Source organism: Saccharicrinis sp. 156, assembly GCF_050589685.1.
Taxonomy (GTDB): domain Bacteria; phylum Bacteroidota; class Bacteroidia; order Bacteroidales; family Marinilabiliaceae; genus Saccharicrinis.
In genome coordinates, this window is record NZ_JBNGOS010000018.1 from 103,893 (window position 1) to 123,241 (window position 19,349).

Annotated in this window: 14 protein-coding genes; 2 read left to right on the plus strand and 12 right to left on the minus strand. The window is 40.5% G+C overall.

Annotated features, from left to right (window positions below):
- Nucleotides 1-37: 37 nt before the first annotated feature.
- A complete protein-coding gene (locus ACRD64_RS12960) occupies nt 38-538 on the minus strand; it encodes an LptE family protein (RefSeq protein WP_430933804.1) in 501 nt (166 codons plus the stop codon).
- Nucleotides 539-632: 94 nt separating this feature from the next.
- On the minus strand, nt 633-1,889 hold the full coding sequence (locus tag ACRD64_RS12965) for a sigma-54 interaction domain-containing protein (RefSeq protein WP_430933805.1): 1,257 nt from the start codon (nt 1,887-1,889) through the stop codon (nt 633-635).
- Nucleotides 1,890-2,238: 349 nt separating this feature from the next.
- On the opposite strand from ACRD64_RS12965, the gene ACRD64_RS12970 reads away from it, so the two are divergent.
- On the plus strand, nt 2,239-4,254 hold the full coding sequence (locus tag ACRD64_RS12970) for an alpha-amylase family glycosyl hydrolase (RefSeq protein ID WP_430933806.1): 2,016 nt from the start codon (nt 2,239-2,241) through the stop codon (nt 4,252-4,254).
- A 231-nt stretch (nt 4,255-4,485) separates the two neighbouring features.
- Nucleotides 4,486-4,962 (plus strand): hypothetical protein, encoded by a 477-nt coding sequence (locus ACRD64_RS12975; protein WP_430933807.1) that lies wholly within the window; start codon nt 4,486-4,488, stop codon nt 4,960-4,962.
- A 944-nt stretch (nt 4,963-5,906) separates the two neighbouring features.
- Here ACRD64_RS12975 and glgP read toward each other — a convergent pair.
- From glgP to ACRD64_RS13025, 10 genes are all read right to left on the minus strand, one after another.
- The gene (gene glgP, locus ACRD64_RS12980) at nt 5,907-10,136 is read right to left on the minus strand and encodes an alpha-glucan family phosphorylase (protein WP_430933808.1); all 4,230 of its coding nucleotides are present in this window, start codon (nt 10,134-10,136) and stop codon (nt 5,907-5,909) included.
- A gap of 110 nt (nt 10,137-10,246) precedes the next feature.
- Nucleotides 10,247-10,558 (minus strand): isoamylase early set domain-containing protein, encoded by a 312-nt coding sequence (locus ACRD64_RS12985; protein WP_430933809.1) that lies wholly within the window; start codon nt 10,556-10,558, stop codon nt 10,247-10,249.
- A 44-nt stretch (nt 10,559-10,602) separates the two neighbouring features.
- Entirely contained in the window at nt 10,603-11,910 is a 1,308-nt protein-coding gene (locus ACRD64_RS12990; protein WP_430933810.1) for a glycoside hydrolase family 57 protein, read from the minus strand.
- A 20-nt stretch (nt 11,911-11,930) separates the two neighbouring features.
- Nucleotides 11,931-13,229, minus strand: coding sequence for a glycosyltransferase family 4 protein (locus tag ACRD64_RS12995; RefSeq protein ID WP_430933811.1), 1,299 nt, complete (start codon nt 13,227-13,229; stop codon nt 11,931-11,933).
- A gap of 1 nt (nt 13,230) precedes the next feature.
- Complete coding sequence (locus tag ACRD64_RS13000) at nt 13,231-15,159, minus strand: glycogen debranching enzyme N-terminal domain-containing protein (RefSeq protein ID WP_430933812.1); 1,929 nt, start codon at nt 15,157-15,159, stop codon at nt 13,231-13,233.
- Between the two features lie 192 nt (nt 15,160-15,351).
- Complete coding sequence (locus ACRD64_RS13005; RefSeq protein WP_430933813.1) at nt 15,352-16,338, minus strand: GSCFA domain-containing protein; 987 nt, start codon at nt 16,336-16,338, stop codon at nt 15,352-15,354.
- The gene (locus tag ACRD64_RS13010) at nt 16,319-17,179 is read right to left on the minus strand and encodes an alpha/beta fold hydrolase (protein WP_430933814.1); all 861 of its coding nucleotides are present in this window, start codon (nt 17,177-17,179) and stop codon (nt 16,319-16,321) included. The genes ACRD64_RS13005 and ACRD64_RS13010 overlap by 20 nt, the downstream gene beginning before the upstream one ends.
- A gap of 64 nt (nt 17,180-17,243) precedes the next feature.
- A complete protein-coding gene (gene queG, locus ACRD64_RS13015) occupies nt 17,244-18,188 on the minus strand; it encodes a tRNA epoxyqueuosine(34) reductase QueG (RefSeq protein ID WP_430933815.1) in 945 nt (314 codons plus the stop codon).
- Nucleotides 18,189-18,217: 29 nt separating this feature from the next.
- Nucleotides 18,218-18,535: an iron-sulfur cluster assembly protein gene (locus ACRD64_RS13020; RefSeq protein ID WP_430933816.1), complete on the minus strand. Its 318-nt coding sequence runs from the start codon at nt 18,533-18,535 to the stop codon at nt 18,218-18,220.
- Between the two features lie 281 nt (nt 18,536-18,816).
- Nucleotides 18,817-19,239 (minus strand): SufE family protein, encoded by a 423-nt coding sequence (locus ACRD64_RS13025; protein ID WP_430933817.1) that lies wholly within the window; start codon nt 19,237-19,239, stop codon nt 18,817-18,819.
- Between the last annotated feature and the right edge of the window lie 110 nt (nt 19,240-19,349).

Below are 19,349 nucleotides of genomic sequence, written 5' to 3' on the forward strand. Positions count from 1 at the left end.
TTAACACTTTCAATAGTTCACGAAAGTTTATTTTTTTCTACCAGTCAGAAAAAGCTTTGTTAAAAATATCCTCTGTTATTTGCTCAATAATCAACGCAACCAATTCGTCTTCAATGTCGGTGATGTTTTGGTCGCTCGAATAATCCTCGTAGGCTTTAAACTGCGATTCCCAGTTGTCCTTAGGGTCTTTAAAGTTTCTATATCTTACCTTAACGGTCACGGTTAGTCGGGTTTCTGCCGAAACAGCATCTGCCTGAATGGCCATCGGGCGAATGCTGTAACCTGTAATCTCCCCTGAAAAATCAATATCCCCGTTTTGCGATTCCAACACCAATCTCGATTCGCTCGTGATTCTGTCTTTCAATTCTTCGGTAAAAGTCTGGCTTAGCGTCGGGTTAATCAAAGGAGCCCTGTTCTCGAAATATTGAACCGTAAAGGTTTTTAGGTTATCAGGCACCGACGCCCCGTTTAATGTGAGGTTTACGGAACATGCCGAAAGCCCCAAAAACAATACTAAATACGTTATAATATGTTTCATTTTTGACTGGAGTTTTTTATTTAACGAATAATAGTTGTGTAAATGCCAATTAGCCAAGTTGTTTTCACAAAAATGCATGAATGGGCAATACCGGTTAGTTGGTAATGTTATATTCTTTTATTTTACGATAAAGTGTACGTTCCGATATCCCCAATTCTTGTGCCGCATATTTGCGCTTGCCATTATATTTATCCAACGCTTTCTTTATAAGTTCTATTTCTTTGTCTTCCAGCGATAATGATTCTTCAACAAATTCTTCGGTATCTTCAATCCCTTCGTGAATATTGCCGGTCTGGGAAGGTTTTTTAATGATTACCGGAGTTTCGGGTCGAGAAGCCGGGGTGTTTGCAAAGTCAGAATCCTGATCGTATAATTTTTTGATGATGTGTGCATGTTCACCCTGAACGTTAATAGTTCCATCTTGCTGTATTACCTCAAGAACGAGTTTTTTTAAATCACCCATATCCTTTTTCATGTCAAAGAGAACTTTGTAAAGAATCTCTCTTTCATTGGCAAAAGATGCATCGCCACCCGCGGGAGAATCCATCACGGCAGGCAAGTTGTCTCCACTGTTGTAGGGGATATAATTGCGCATGGTATCACCGTTTATTTCCCTGTTTTCCTCAATCACGGAGATCTGTTCGGTAATGTTCTTTAACTGGCGGATATTTCCGGGCCAACGGTATCGGCTAATGATTTCTCGTGCTTCAGGTTGAAGCTTGATGGCTGGCATACGGTATCTGTCCGCAAAATCGTGGGCAAACTTACGGAATAATAAATTAATATCATCAGACCTCTCTCTGAGCGGAGGAATGGTAATGGGCACGCTGCTTAAGCGATAAAACAAGTCTTCGCGGAATTTATCTTCCCGAATCGCTTTCTCCATCATTACATTGGTGGCTGCTACCACGCGAACATTGGTTTTTAATACCTTGGATGAGCCTACCTTCATGAACTCGCCGGCTTCCAACACCCTTAGTAATCGTACTTGAGTGGCCAAGGGTAACTCGCCTATCTCATCTAAAAATATAGTTCCGTTGTCGGCTTCTTCAAAATATCCTTTCCTATCCGACAAAGCACCTGTAAAGGCTCCTTTTTCGTGGCCAAAAAGTTCTGAATCGATTGTCCCTTCCGGGATAGCACCGCAGTTAACGGCAAAATAAGGGCCATGCTTCCTTGAGCTGAATTGATGAATTATTTTAGGGAAGACTTCCTTGCCTGTTCCACTTTCCCCTGTTATCAGGACTGATAAATCGGTAGGTGCCACTTGTACAGCAATATCAATGGCACGGTTTAAGCCAAAAGAATTCCCAATAATTCCAAATCGTTGTTTTATTTGCTGTATATCCATGTTTTATGTGTTACTGGTTCTAGTATGGGCTTGGTAAATCATTGTTTACTAATGTGATGCATGCGATATTCTAATGCGGGCATGAAATTTTTTCAGTATACCCTGACAAAGTTACAATTCTCAAAACAAAAATTGAGGTTAATAAACCATCAAATTTTCTAAAATTATAGATGGTATGCCAAATACTGTTGCTATATTAGTATCTAACAAATAAGTTTTAGCATAAAACTGGCATAAAACGATTTGTTTAATAGGGATGTCAGCTAATGATTGTCGCAAATAAGCGAAAGACTTTCCAAATATTTAGATCCATTTTCAAAAACAAGAAACTATACCTTATCATTTTAATATGGAAACACCAATTTTTGTAAAAAACGACCCTTGGTTACAACCATTTGAAGAACCAATTAAAGGTAGGATTTCCCATTATCGGAATAAACTTAATTATTTAAACGGCATATTTGGCGATTTGTATCAGATGGCCGGAGGGTTTGATTATTATGGCTTGCACCCCGAAGGAGATACCTACCGTTTGCGGGAATGGGCGCCCAACGCTACCCAAATATTTTTGATTGGTGATTTTAGCCAGTGGAACTGTGATGACAGATATCGGTTTGAGAAAAAGGATAATGGCAATTGGGAAATTTATATCCCTAAATCAGTGTTAAAGCACGGCGATTTGTTCAAGCTTCATGTTTTTTGGGAAGGAGGTAACGGACTGCGTTTGCCTTCGCATATACAGCGGGTAGTTCAGGATGATCAAACTAAAATATTCAGCGCCCAGGTCTGGCAGCCCGAGGAAGAATTTAAATGGGAGGACGGGGATTTCAAACCTCAGGTAAATCCTTTGCTGATATACGAGGGGCATGTGGGCATGTCATCGGAAGAAGAAAAGGTAAGTTCATATACAGAGTTCAAAAATAATGTGTTGCCAAAAATTATCAAGGCCGGATATACCACCATTCAGCTAATGGCCATTCAGGAGCATCCGTATTATGGTAGTTTTGGTTACCACGTATCCAACTTTTTTGCGGTTTCTTCTCGCTTTGGAACGCCGGAAGAACTTAAGGATTTAATCAATGAGGCACACAAAAACGGTATTGCTGTTATTATGGACATTGTGCATTCTCACGCCGTAAAAAACGAGGTGGAGGGATTAGGTCGTTTCGATGGAACCGTATATCAATATTTCCACGATGGAGGCAAAGGAGAGCATCCGGCTTGGGACAGTAAGTGTTTTAATTACGGTAAAACGGAGGTGCTTCAGTTTTTGCTTTCCAACTGTCGTTACTGGATTGAGGAATTCCATTTTGATGGATTCCGTTTTGATGGCGTAACCAGTATGTTGTACGTTCATCATGGGCTGGAATATGCTTTTTCGTCCTATGCCGATTATTATAATGGAACCGAGGATATGGACGCGATTACCTATCTTACACTAGCCAACCAATTGATTCATCATATTAACCCCAATGCCATTACGGTTGCCGAAGATATGAGCGGCATGCCCGGTTTGGCCGATACTATTGAAAACGGAGGTTTGGGTTTTAATTATCGGCTGTCGATGGGAGTGCCCGATTTCTGGATTAAGATGATCAAAGAAAAGAGTGACGAGCATTGGAATGTGGGACAGATATTCCACGAATTGTCCCAGCATCGTTTCGGCGAAAAAACTGTTTCGTATGCCGAATCGCACGATCAGGCTTTGGTGGGGGATAAAACCATTATCTTCCGCCTGGTTGATAAGGAAATGTATGACAAGATGAACCTGGCCTCGGAAAGCTTGGTTATTGACCGGGGACTGGCATTGCATAAAATGATTCGCTTGGCAACCCTGTCGACTGCATATGGAGGATACCTGAATTTTATGGGTAATGAGTTCGGCCATCCCGAGTGGATCGACTTTCCAAGAGAAGGCAATGGATGGTCCCACAAGTATGCCCGTCGTCAGTGGGGATTGATGGAGAATCCCGATCTCAAGTTCAAATTTTTATCTAATTTCGATAAGGCCATGATAGATAAGGCCAAGTCAGGCTACCTGGTAAACAATGAGCCTTGTTATGGGATAAACATTAACGAAGCAGATCAGCTGATGTGCTTTAAAAGGGGGGGCTTTTATTTTATTTTCAATTTCTCTCCCACAAACTCATATACCGATTACGGAATTTTTACGGATGCCGGTAAATACAAGATTGTACTCAGTACCGACAATCCCGAGTTTGGCGGATATGGAAATGTGGATGAGTCCCTGACTTATTTTGCGCATCGCATGCCATATAATCAGGATCAATATCAATTGAAATTATATATTCCGGCTCGCACTGCATTTGTGATGGAGCGTATCCCGCCAAAGCGGGTTCATTAATCCACGAATTGGCACGAATAAACACGAATATTGACGAATTAAAAAAATTGTCGACAGAGAGGATTGCCATTATATAAAAATTAAATATTCAATTGTTAATTCTTAAACGAAGCCTGGCCGATTTATGCGGTTGGGCTTTGTTTTTTATTAGAAAATTCAAGTGAAATAGTGAATGCACGCAACCTTTTGACATTTTAATGGTCTAATTATCGTAGCTTATCATCAAACGTCATGCAACATACCATATTCAAAATCTTGTCTTTTTTGCTGTTGCCTGTTTTAATGGGAGCAGGTTGTCAAAAGGAATACCTGGAAGAAGACGTATTAATACCTGCTGAGTTTTACAAGTTTGCCGACTTTGGTTGTGAGCATCACATATGGCACTTGAAGATGGGGCACACCAACAATTATTATATCATAAACTCACAAGAAGAACTGGAAAAATATATTACTACTGATTGCCTGCCTCAAATCGATTTTTCTGAATATATCATAATTCTGGGAAGCAAAAGTTTTGCTGCGGGAGCATCTTTGTTACATGAAAAAGTGGAGGCAAACAATGAAGAACTTGTTTACACGGTGACCTTTTTAACTGATAATTCTACGGTAGCCGCAGGTGCGAAATACCATATTGTTGTTCCGATGCCGTATAACAAGGATATCAAGGTGGTTGAAGTCATAAAAGATGACAATGAACATCGTCGATAACATAGGTTGATCTAGCTTCATTGTACCTAAGACATACGCAAAAAATTAATACAATATGGAACAAGCAACAAAAACTATAAAATTGATACTTGTTCTGGCAAGTCTTGTTGGACTAAATTGCTGTGGAAACGATTCTGGTGATTTGGAGTAGGTTGAGCAATTTGTAATTGGAACAGGGAACTTATAAGGAAATGGCAGTGAAATGATTTCTTAAGTTAACCTGGTTATTCATAATTCAAACGAATGGGAAAATCTTTTAGATAAGATTAATACTACCAATAATGTAAGTGAACGTTTTTCTGAGATAGAAATAGACTTTACTAAATATGTTGTGCTTGCTGTTATTGAAGAAATTAAAGTAACCGGAGGTTATACAATTAACGTTGAACGATTAGTTGAAACCAATAATTCCATTGAAGCAATAATAAAGATAGATTCTCCCAAAAGAGTCGCTCCCACGGTCATAACCCAGCCATTTTTCATCTCAAAAATTAATAGCACAGATAAAGAGATAGTCTTCAACGGGTAATCCCGATTCGTCTATGATGTTAGCGTTAGATTTATTTCATATTTAACGCTATTGTTAATCGATCGGCATTGTCCCAAGTGTTAATTTCATAGGGAAACAGGAATAACTTGTAGTATTCATCACTGAAGTTGAAAGATGCTCCACATCCATCCATTTTTGCATTAATTGGAGGATCTTAAACCCATAATTCTAATTTTTTCATAGTCTGTAAAAGGTGGCGTTAATAGATTAGAGTTAACTTAGCTAAAAGCCCAACCGATATTATCGGTTGGGCATATTTTTACATTAGTCACAACATTTACGCCATTTATTGGTCTAATTATCTGTCATCGCTTACGACATACCAACAGAAATAGATTTCATGCGTCGGAATGTCGCTTTGTTCCAGCTGACCAATGACCAATGAACCGATTTGTTAGATCCATCTTACACAGCACATATCAGTTTGAACGGACAATTCTTTATTGACCGGGAACATTCGGATACCGTAGTTGTATACACCCGGTATATTCAATTTGTGGTTCAAAGAATAATAAAGCAATGAACCTTCGGTCTTTTCAAGCACAAACTGCTCTAAGCTCAACATCTTGGCTGTCCCATCATCGTTTACATCCGCAAAAATTGCTTGTACCGACAAATCAATTCCTTCAAGGGATTTTAAGTCAATCACCAGGTTGATTTGATAGGTATCGCCTATTCCCAATTGACGCTCATAGATATCGGGCATCTCAATTTTTACCACTTCAACTTCGTTCCAGTTGGATTTTACCTTTCGTTTCCAATTGGTAACATCATGAACTTTCTTACAATTATCAGATACAAGTTCTTTGAGGTGGCTGTCCATCTTCAAATAGAAACGATCCAGATAATCGTCCATCATACGCTTGGTAGTATATGTTGGCGCTATTTCCGAAATGGAGTTTTTGATGTACTGAACCCATTCCGTGGAGATTCCATATTCGTTTTTGTCGTAGAATAGAGGAACAATCTCGTTCTCTAACATACTGTAGATAGTGGCGGCATCCAGCTCATCCTGAAAGTTCTGGTTGTCATAGACTCTTTTGTCGGAAAGGGCCCATCCGGCACCTTCACGGTAACCTTCGTACCACCATCCGTCCAATACACTAAAGTTAAGCACCCCGTTCATCTCTGCTTTTTCGCCACTGGTACCGGAAGCCTCAAGAGGTCGGGTAGGGGTGTTCAGCCAAATATCTACACCACTAACCAGTCTTTTGGCCAATTCCATGTCATAATTTTCAAGAAAAATAATCTTGCCCAGGAATTCGGGTTTTTTAGATATCTCAACAATATGTTTAATCAAGGACTGACCACCGCCATCGGCTGGGTGCGCTTTTCCGGCAAAGATAAATTGAACCGGTTTTTCGGGGTTGTTCACAATCTCAGCTAAACGCTTTTCGTCGGTAAACAACAGGTGTGCGCGTTTGTAAGTAGCAAACCTTCTGGCAAAACCAATGGTTAAGGCGTTGTTGTCCATGGAATCCAGAACTTCGAGAATATGAGACGGGTCGGCATGACTGCTCGACATATTTTTCTCCATCCGGTTTTTAACAAAGTCGATTAGCTTGGTGCGAAGGCCGGTCCTAACTTTCCAGATATCCTCGTCAGCTACATTTTGAATTTGTCGCCAATAATCTTTATTAGATAGGTCAGATTTGAATTTGTTGTCAAAGTTTTTCTCGTACAACCTTTGCCAATCGCTCGAGGTCCATGTTCCGAAGTGAACTCCGTTGGTTACATGTCCAATGGGCACCTCTTCGGGGAAGAATCCCTTCCAAAGGTTTTGGAACATGTTTCTGGAAACTTCTCCGTGCAACCAGCTAACCCCGTTTATTTGCTGCGATGTTTTTACGGCCAATACACTCATCGAGAATTTCTCATGCTCATCGTTGGGGTTTTCCCTACCCAGTGCCATAAACTCTTCCCACGAAATTTGTAACCTTTCAGGAATATGACGGAAATATACCCTGATTAAATCCTCGTCGAACTTATCATGTCCTGCAGGAACAGGCGTATGGGTTGTAAACAAGGTAGAGGCTCTAACCAATTCCATGGCTTCAGGGAATGAGTATTTAGCTTTGATGTATTTCATCAGGCGCGAAACATTGATTAATGCTGCGTGTCCCTCGTTACAATGGAAAAGATTGGTTTTAATGCCTAATGTATCCAACAATTGAATACCGCCTATTCCTAATAATATTTCCTGTTTCAACCGGTTTTCCCAATCCCCGCCATATAAACTATGGGTAACATTACGATCGCCCTCACTGTTTGACTCGTGGTCGGTATCGAGCAAGTACAGCGGGATTTTACCCACATCGGCGCGCCAAACACGAGCATAAACAGTTCTGCCGGGAGCAGACATCTTTAGTACCAAAGGGGTTCCGTCTTCATTTTTTACTTCGGTCAACGGAAGGGTCGAAAATTCCTGCTTGTCGAAATTGGCTTGTTGGTCGCCATGAACGCTAAGCGACTGGCGGAAATATCCATACCTGTACAATAGACCAATGGCAGTCATGTTGACGTTAGAGTCACTGGCTTCTTTTAAGTAGTCGCCTGCCAATACGCCTAGGCCACCCGAATAAATTTTTAGGGTGTCGTTGATTCCATACTCCATGCTGAAGTAGGCAATTGATGGATCTGTTTTCTCCGGCCTGTCCATATATTGGCGGAACATCGCATACACGTTATCCAGCTCTTCAACAAAGTCGGTTTTTTCGGAAAGTTCCAACAAATAATCGTAACTAACGCGCTCCAGTAATTTAATGGGGTCTTTGCCACAGTTCAGCCATACCTCCCTATCAATAGATTCAAACAACTCCGTTGCCTGGTAATTCCAGGTCCACCATAAATTTTGGGACAGTTCACTTAACGTCTGAATTCTTTCAGGCAGCCTGGATTTTACAAGCAGCTTTTTCCAAACCGGGAGCGACGATTTCTCGGGTTTTATGCGGATACGCTTTTCTTGTTTGATTTCACCAATCTGATCCTGACGGTTTTTGACAGCGTTCAGGGCCAAATCATAGGACTTTAAATAGTATTCCATTAAAATATCCCAATCAACTTTTGAAGAGATATCTTTTGCTTTCTGCCTGATTTGCTCTACTTCAGTTTCCGATTTAGCGGCAAATTCAGCAATGGTACTGGCTATCTCATGAGCAGCTTCCTCTGTGTTGTGGTCGTTACGTTCAATTACGGCTACACCATCTTTTATTTTGCTGGAATATTGTGTGGCCCAAATTCCAAATCCGGCCAGGTTAGTTGTGATGGTAGGTATACTAAAAGCCAGACTTTCCAGTGGTGTATAGCCCCAAGGTTCGTAGTACGACGGGAATACTGTTAGGTCCATCCCGATAAGGATGTCGTAATAGGGCAAATTGAAAATGCCATCGTTGCCTTTCAGGTATGAGGGTACAAAAATTAACTTAACCGTATCATCCTTTTCGTTATTAAGGTGTATGTCTTGTAATTTGTTGATGATAGGGTCGTAGCCCAGGTCGTTAAGGCCATGGGTTAAAAATGGGTTTTCGAGCTCTTCGGTACTTTCACCGTTGAGTTTGGCAATTAAGTCCTTACGTGCACCGTAGTTGTTGGCAGGGATCAAAATAAAAACAACTTTTTCGCGATGGACACCGTCCTTTTCGTTCAGGTGTTTTAAGCCATCCAGGAAAACGTCGATACCTTTGTTTCTGTATTCATACCTTCCGCTATTGGCGATAAAAAGGGCATTGTCGGACAGTTTGTATCCAAGCAATGCTTCCGATACTTTTCTCAATTGCTTGCGGGCATTCGCTCGCTTTTTATCAAATTCTTCTTTGGGAGGAACAAAATCTTTTTCGAAGCCATTGGGGGTAACAACATCTACTTTCCGTTCCATAAATTGGGCACATTCTTTGGCCGTAATGTCAGATACTGTTGTAAAACAGTCAACGTTTTGTGCGGATTTTTTTTCAACCGAATGCTTGGCCGCAACCCCAAGATCATGCGAGCATATGTCTGCATTAAAGGTGTGCAGGTGATCATATAATTGCGCTCCGTTTCCTGCCAAAGAACGTCCAACAACCGTTGCATGTGTGGTAAAAACTGTAGCCACCTGGGGAAGTGCATTCTTTAAATATAGCGCTCCACTTCCTGTCATCCATTCGTTAAAATGAGCGATAACTTTATGGTTAATGTTCAGGTAGCATTTGTAAAAGCTTTCGATAACTTTACCCACAGCATATCCGAACAGCGTTGATTCGATATATTCCCACTGTCCGGAAATTGAGTCCACTTTGTACAGCTCCCAAAATCGGGCCAGGATATCGTTTTTTTGTGGTATAAAGGTACTAAAGTCGATTAAGAGTGCTATTGGGCGGCCTACGACCTTCCATCTTCCCGTTCTGACGCGCAGACCTTCCTTGGTTAAAATTTCTTTCCATTCAGGAAAAAGCGAGTCGTCCGCTTCAAACTCTTTGTTTTGTGGGCCTCCTAAAAAATCGGGGCCAATGAAGATCATATTGTCCCCGAAGTGCTCAATCAAGGTTAAGGCTTTGGTTGATAAAACGGTATGAATACCGCCCATTTTATTACACACTTCCCAGCTCGTTTCAAAAACATAGTCGGGTTTTAAATAGTTGTTACTCATTTCTGCAATAGATAAAATAGTAATTGTGGTTTCAAACCGTATAAAAAAAATAGAGGTTACCCCTTCGATAGCCATTTAAAGGGGTATCCTCTTTAGCAATAATTAATACATTACAGTTGTAATAAACTGTTTTTTTCCGAGTCGCCAATGCCGGCATCGATAAAACCATCGGCTTGGTCATCGTTTAACCAAAAGCTGTCGTTCACCAAATAACGGAATTGCACCTGCGAACCACTGTTAAGGTTAATGGTTTGCGTAAAATCACCCGATTTCAATGGTTTCATGGGTTCTGTGTTTTTGTCCCAATTATTAAAATCTCCAACAACTTTTACAGACTCTGGAGTAAGGTCTGGTTTTTTCTCGAATTTAAATGTAACCTTACATTCAGGTTTACTTTTTAAAAACTGCTTTTTGATGCTCATAATTTCTCGATTTAATCGATTACTAATAATTTTTACAGGTATTTTTATTTTTTCTTTTTCTTGGCGCGTAGTTTTTTCAGACTGGCCTCAAGTTGTGCAATCTTGTCCTCTTTTTCTTTTAGGATACTGGTGAGGTGCGAAATGGATTCTTCCTGTGAATTTTCGGGTACTTCCGCATTCAGCCTTAGGGTAAAATCGCTCAATACATTCATGTAATTGATAAATGCCTGATAAGGGGATTCATACGGGTTGAAATAAGCGTGCACATCCCCATCGGAGAAGTACTTGGTACACATGTAATAGAAGTGATCACTTGCCTGAAGGTAAATCCAGTCGTCATTCAGTTTTGCGTCATCGCATTTCTTAATTTTAGGAAGCAAATCATATAACTTATTAAACGCTTCTTCCTGCATTTCGTTTCCTAACCAGGCAGTAAGATCGCGTTCTTCGTCGGCCCACGAAATAGGGTACGGGACGTTAATCGCCGAAACCGGTTGCAGGTTGTCCGCCACTTCCGAAGGTGTAGAGAAAGATAATTCTTTGTGTTTAAGAATCTCTTCGGGCAATCCTTCCAGAAATTCAAAAATACCGGTTTCTTTCCATTGGTGCTCACCAAAGGTTTCGTAATCCATAAACAAATTGATTACTTCGGCTTTGGGATCAACATCCTTCAGCCATTGGGTATACTTTTGGGGCGTTAAGGGCCATTCGTTCCAGTCTTTGTTTCCGAAACGGAATGCAATATCATCGCTAAGTACAAAGTTTTTAAGCAAAACTTTTAGTTTTGGATTGATGCTGTTGCAATATAGGTAGTTAGGGCTTTTCCATCCTAACACATGCTTGGCTCCTTCGGTAAGCATGGCCTTGTAACCCATTTTGTATACCATGTCGCCCATGTCGTCGGAGTAGATTAACTCTGTGTTCCTAAAAACGGTAGGTTTCTGGCCAAAAAGCTCTTTGATCATGTCGCCATGCTGTTTTACCTGGCGCTCAAATTCCTTTTTGTCCTTCAGGGCAACCAGTGAGTGGCAATAGGTTTCGGCCAAAAATTCCACTTGGCCGGTGGCAGCCAGTTTTTGGAAACTCTCAATAACCTCCGGGGCATATAATTGAAATTGCTTGATGGCAATCCCCGACAGCGAAAAGGCCACTTTAAACTTGTCTTTATTTGCCTTAATAAGTTTAAGTAGTAACTCATTGGTTGGCAGGTAGCTTTTTTCGGCTATCTTCAGTAGGATGCTCTCGTTTGAATAGTCATCATAATAATAATGGTCGTTACCTATATCAAAAAATCTATAGCGACGGAAACGAAATGGCTGATGAACCTGGAAATATAAACAGATAGTTTTCATATTATGTGTAGATTTTTAGGTTAGTTAACTTCTGTTTGGGCAACAGAGTCATATACTTCTTTCACTTTAAGAGCCGAATCTTCCCATTTTAAGGATTCAACTTCGCTTTTGCCATGATGGATAAACATCTTGGACAGTGATGGGTATTTTAATACACCGTACATGGCATCGGCCATGGCGTCAATGTCCCAGAAATTTGTTTTTATCGCATGGTTTAATATTTCGGCCACTCCCGATTGGTATGAGATGAGTACCGGCACATTGCTTTGCATGGCCTCCAGTGGTGAAATACCAAATGGTTCAGAAACCGAAGGCATAACATACAGGTCGCTCATGCGCAACATGGTAAAAACATCTTCCCCTTTCAGGAATCCTGTAAAGTGAAATTTATCGGTAATTTTAAGTTCTGCTGCCCTACGGATCATCTTTTCCATCATGTCTCCACTGCCTGCCATGACAAACCGCACATTGTCCATTTTTTGAAGGACACGGTAAGCTGCCTCGATAAAATATTCAGGGCCTTTTTGCATGGTGATTCTACCTAAAAAAGTAACTACCTTTTCACCTTTGTTCTTTTTAAACGGTAATTCCGTTTCCATATCTTTGGGTTCGACGGCATTGTACACGGTTACTACCTTGTCAGGATTGATACCATATTTTTCGATTACCGTGGTTCTCGTGAGGTTACTTACCGTAATTATGCGGTCGGCAGCATCTAACCCTCTTTTTTCAATTTCGAAAACCGTCGGGTTCACACTTCCTCCGCTTCGGTCAAAGTCGGTAGCATGCACATGCACCACCAGGGGTTTGCCCGAAGCCTCTTTTGCCGCTATTCCGGCCGGATAGGCCAGCCAATCATGGGCGTGTATCACATCAAACTCATTCTCCTGCGCAATCACGCTGGAAACCAGCGCATAGTTAGAGATCTCGTGCAACAGGTCTGCACCATACTTACCCGAGAAATCAATCTTGCCCTCTTCGTTCGTTTGTACTATTTTCTTTTCGCCTTCAACTTTCAGTTTTGTCAGTTTCCAGTATTCTTCAGGGTCTACATAAGGTATGATGTGCGTATCCACCTCGATGTAGTCCATTTCTTTTTCAAATTTTTTCAGATCGATTTTTCTCTGACGGATAGATACATTATTGGCACCCATTAGTTTAATGGCGCTTTGATCTTCGTCGCCATAGGCCTTAGGTACCACAAATAAAACATCTAAATCCTTCACGTGAGACAAACCTCTTGTTAAACCATAACAAGCTGTGCCGAGTCCACCTGTAATATGAGGAGGAAACTCCCAGCCAAACATTAATACCCTCATATTAGCTATATTTTTCGATTAGTTTAAGAATTTTAAGAACTCCGGCCACGTTCCAGGCCATACTTACTGCACCTTTACCCATATGCGGAGGGTTGCCGTCGTAATACTCGGATAAAGTGCCTATGCAGTGATTCACCATTTCTTCTTCGAAATTGTCAACCAAAAGTTTGATATGGCTGATTCCCCCTTGTTTATGAAGTTTCAGATATCCTTCCGCATAGAAAGAGGCCAGCCACGGCCATACTGCACCTTGGTGAATACCAAACTCACGTATATTGGCAAAGCCATCTGTTACTCCCATGTATGCAGGATTCTGGGGGGACAGGGTTCTTAGTCCTTTAGGTGTAACCAATTGATGTTTTGCAACATCAAGAACGCACTTTTTCTGTTCGTTACTCAAAGGCGAATAGGCAAATGCGGTTGTAAAAACCTGGTTGGGCCTTACAGAAGAGTCCTTGCTGTCTCCGTTTACTACATCGTACAGATATTGCTCGTCATCGTTCCAAAAAGTAGCTATAAAAGATTCTTTAACTTGTTCGGCAAGCGGTTCAAGTTCACTGGCCAGCTTATTGTCTTTACTTGTTTTGGCCAATTGCACGGTCATGCACAGGGCATTGTACCATAGGGCATTCACTTCCACGCACATTCCGTTGCGCGGTGTCACAGGCTTTCCGTCGCACATTCCGTTCATCCAGGTAAGCGGATGTTTATCGTCGGACGAATAGATGAGCCCATTTTCGAGCATTGTTACATTGTCGTATCTATCTTTTTTGTACGCATTAATAATAGATACTAACAGATCTTTGTATTTGTTCCAAAGATCTTTGATACACGATTTGCCCCAACACTGTTGAAGGGTCCAGAAAAACCACAGCGGAGTATCCGCTTCCTTGATGTCAGTTAGGGATTTATCCGTGATGCTTGCTTTAATCTCCTTAGCTGAAGAAGCCAGCACTTTTTCAAATAATTCGTCATCTTCCAAGGCCTGCGTTAAAAGCGGGGCTGAGATTAATGTGTCGCGCAATCTCTTTTTGTACCAGTGATATCCTGCTACCATTGTCGTCACATTTCCTTTGTCCACAAAAAACTGGGAAGCAGAATTTAAGAGGTTGTTGTACATTCCGTCGCGGGGTATACGCCTTTCAACTTCCTTGTTGAACTTAGCTTTAAAACCACCCGTTTTTTGTTCGTTGGTAGAAGCTGAAATAATTACACTTTCACCTTTTTTGATTTCAACTTCGAAATAGCCCGGTACATAAAGGTCTTCTTTATAGTCGTAACCGCGCCTTTCTTCTTTAAAGTACTCTATGCCGCGAAACCAATCCGGAATCGGCACGAATTCATTTTCCTTGGATAGCTGAATAGACAACTTAGGCAGGTTAGGGTACATCTGTATGCTAATGCCGTTTTGAATTTTTTCGTATTTGGTATTGGCTTGCAGGTTTTGCCGGGTTAGTTCGTGAACACTTCGGTTGGCCAAAAAAGGTTTTAGCTTCAGGGTTGTTTCCGAATGGGCTTCTAACAAGGTGTATTTAACCAACACTTGCTCCTCCTTTGCCACCAGCACTTCCTCAACTGCCAGCACAACACCACCTACGCGGTATACCTTGCGGGGAATGATATCGAAATCGAGTTCTCGAATATATTTATGCCCCTTAGGCTCGTAATGACTCCCATGGTATTTTCTAATACCAAGATTGAACTCCTTTTCGTGCTGCACAACGGTAGCGTCAATGGAACTCACTAGCACATGCCGGGTCATTTCAAATTCAGGAATCGGGCATACCAACAGCCCGTGATATTTTCTGGTGTTACAACCAACAATACTTGAGCTGGAATAAGAACCGGCTCGGTTGGTTCTGAGTATCTCCTTGAAAAGGGATTGCTCAAGGTTAATCAATTTGGATTTTTCAAATGCTAAATAGGACATTAGTTGTTTTGGTTTATTGCATTAGAATTAAGTTTAATAAAACAGGGGTGTTAAATAAAATAGTAATATGTTTGGGTATTATATTAACTAGTTATTAACGATGTTCCAATATATGAACAAATGGTGTTAAAAAGAACATTTACAGGTTAAAAGGTTTTAATTTTATATTAATTATCGATTTGTTATAATAATTTAAATAATTTCAGTACGTAATACATTCAAATCGTTACCAAAATCAGTTTTTGGGTATGTTATCATAAGTTTTTCAATTTTTTCGATTTGTTTTTTAAGAAAACGCTGGTGCTGGTCTGTGGCTGGGTTCAAAGCACGGTGCTTAACTGCCTTTTCTAAATTAAGCATCTCATTTTTATAATGCAAGGTACTTGTGGAAAAAAAAGATATTTCGAACTTTTCCCAAATATATTCCACTGCAGTACTGTTAGGGTGCAACATGTCCCCGGCATAAAACCTGTAATCCCTTAAGTCGTCCATAAGTATTTCGTAAGCAGGGAAATAAGAGCAGCTTTCAAACATCTCGCATAGGTTATTGATCGCTATCATTAAAGTTGATTTGCTAATTTGGTTGCCATGCGCTCCATCTTTCCAATGTCGCACAGGACTCACCGTAAATACAATTTTTAAATCGGGATTAAATACCAGTAATTCTGTCAATAATAATTTGTAAGTGTTTACTATTTCCTCAATGTTAAGCAAATAGCGATTAAAACATCTGGCAGCATACTTATGACAGTTAGATACTATTTGGTTGGTTTCTTTTAACTGATACACCCAAGCGGTGCCAAAGGTGATAAAAATAAACCGACTTCGCTTTAAATATTCGTACGAAATTTGACATTTGTCATTGATTAATCTTAAAGTCTCGTTTTTATCTGGTTTTGAGAAAGAACCATGATGATCAAAACTCAACCATAAATCGTTATGGTATCGCAATTCCGATTCGGTATATGTTTTATTTCTTATTACTGATCTTAAAGTGTTGGCAACACTCAAGGGATTGTATATAACACCAAAAGGATTTGTTAATACAGGCAGTCTATATTCTTTGAATTTATTGCCCATGTTATCAGAAAAGCATGATCCCAGGAACATCACTTGCGAATCGTATTCAATTTTGTGAACAGATTCATCAACTTTTATTTCAGTCCTGAAGTTGTTCATGGGCTACTAAAATTTTATCTATATGTCTTTGTGCTTCAATGTAAACTGTGTTGTTTTCTTCAAACGGAACTGCATGGGTGTAAAAATCCAGGGTAACCAATTTGCACGAAAGGCAATGTTTGCCGCACAATTCCTGACTGGCTGCATAATCGGTAACAGGGTCGTTTTTGCTATGCAGCACTAACGTTGGAAGATAACAATCTGCTTTTTCCAATAATTGATTTCCCAATTTGTGCATCTCCATTAACAATCGGGCTGTTATTTGTTTGTGGATAAGTTCGTCGGATTCTTCTGTCATTTGATGTTCGTTCTCAGTTAAAATTTGCCCCGGTTTAACCTTTGAAGAAAATGTATAAGTGGGGACTATTTTATCGAGGATGCCCATGACAGACATTTTGGCCTTGGTGATTGGGCTGGTTAGTCTTATCCATGGTGCGGTTAATATAAGGCCCGAAAACATATTTTTATGTTTAATGCCGTAATGAAGTGCTATGGCTCCGCCCATGCTGTTTCCCATTATTAGTTTAGGTAGCTGATCGGAAAAAAGCCTGGAGCTATAATTCACGCAAGCGTCAATGTCTTCCATGTATTTTTCGAGGCTATCGGTATGGCCTCTTTTCCCTTCCGAACGTCCATTGCCTCTCAAATCAATGCCAATGGAAGCGATATTTTTTTTGGCAAATAAAGATGCAGGTTGAAGAAACCGCCCAGAATGTCCGCCAAGCCCATGGATAAAATAAATAACGGCAACGGCATCTGTGCAAGGCATTAGATAATGTCCGTGCAATTGGGTTCCATCTTTTGAATGCGTTGTGAAGGTTGTGAATGTGTTGTTGTGCATAAAACATCAAAAATCAGGTATTCCAGATACCAAATGTAATATATTCGGTATAAAGGTATTGTCGTTATTTTTGTTTTTTTGACAGGAGAAAATCTATATTTCTCTTTAAACCTGTGTACTTCGCTCTTTTAATCGCTGATTTTCTGAATGTTTCGCTGAATGTGTCAGGGTTTAGTGTTTGCCACTCTTCTTTGGTGAGTTCTAGTATTTTGGTGACAGGTTGCAGGTTTTCGTTCGTGTGCGGACGCGATTTCCATGTCCAGGGACACACTTCCTGGCAGATATCGCAACCGAAAACGCGGTTTTCCATCTTGCCGACAAATTCTTCCGGTATATCTTCCTTGTTTTCAATGGTAAGATAGGATATACATTTACGTGCGTCGAGTGTTTTTGGTGCAATCAACGCCTGGGTGGGGCAGGCATCGATACAACGGGTACATCCACCGCAGGCGTCCTTGATGGGCTCCGATGCCGGAAGCTCGAGATTAATGATGAGCTCCGAAATAAAAACATAACTGCCGAGTTTTTTATGGATAAGGTTTGTGTTTTTACCTATCCAGCCCAATCCGGCCTTCACCCCTAAGCTGCGTTCCAGCACGGGAGCTGAATCCACAAAATAACGCCCTTCAAGTTCAGGGTATATTTCTTCCTGGATATAGGAAAACAGAAGCTTGAGTTTATCTTTAATTACATGATGATAATCTTGCCCGTAGGCATAACGGGCAATAATGGGAGCATCAGGATCGGTTTGTTTTTTTTGCGGGGTATAGTTGGTCAATAGCACAATAACGGACTTTGCGCCTTCAACCAACATTGAGGGATCCACTCTTTTTTCGAAGTGGTTGGCCATATATTGCATATTGCCATGCCTATTATTATCCAACCAACCCCTTAAAATCTCCTTTTCCTCAGTTAACGCTTCTGCCTTGGTAAAACCGCATGCATCAAAGCCCAATGCTTTGGCTTTGTCCTTAATTAATTTGCTATATGCCTCCTTTATTACGTCCACATTAATATTATATGTGAAATCCGAAACCTCTAAAGAAGTCCAAGTTCCAATAAGGCTTCTTCCGAAAGCATGTCTTTTGTCCAGGGAGGATCAAAGGTCAAATTTACGTCGACATGTGTGATACCGTCCAGGTCGCTGACCTTATCAAATACCTCCTCGGGCATTGATTCTGCAACAGGGCAGTTGGGCGAGGTCAAGGTCATCACAATGTTTGCTTTGCCCTCCTCGTTAACATTTACTTCATAAATAAGCCCCAAGTCATAGATGTTCACCGGAATCTCCGGATCGAATATGGTTTTTAGTGTGTTAACTATCTCTTCTTCTTTTGATAAAAATTCATTGTCCATAGTGTAAAGATTTTTAGATGAAGGATTAGCGATAAACTCGTGTTATATTATCTTGTTGCCTATCATCTGTTTTAATGAATAGATTGGGATATTATAAAAGAACGAATATGGCTCAGGTTAATTTTTCTCTTTTTGAAAAATTCAATAATCATGGCAACTTACACGAAATTCCATGCCTGACATAACACGAGTGTTATTTATTTTCCATAAAACGGATTGTTCTATTATCTCTAATCTAATGTCTCTAATCTATAAGAGAACAGTCTTGCAAAATGTTTTGTTTAAGCCTGCTGAGCTTTAAATGCTATGGCAAAGAGGCGCATTTGTTTGATCATAGCCACTAATCCGTTCGATCGGGTTGGAGAAAGGTGTTCTTTTAAACCAATTACATCCACAAACGAAAGGTCGCTATTGATAATGTCCTGAGGGCTTTGACCGGATAACGCTCTTATCATCAAAGCCACAATTCCTTTTACGATGATGGCGTCGCTGTCGCCCATATAATACACCTTACCATCTTCCATCCATGCGTGCAACCAAACCTTGGATTGACATCCTTCCAAAATATTTTGTTCCACCCGGTATTGATCATCATAGGGTTCTAAATCGTTACCCAGCTCAATCAAGTATGCGTATTTGTCCATCCACTCATCAAACGAGCTAAACTCTTCAACTATTTCGTCTTGTATCTCTTTAATTGTCATTTTATATGGTCTCTTATTTATAAACAAAAGAAAGTCTGTGCAAAGATGGGAAAAATAAATTATACCACTTATAATAATTAGTGCATCTAAGAAAACTCTCTATTCTATAA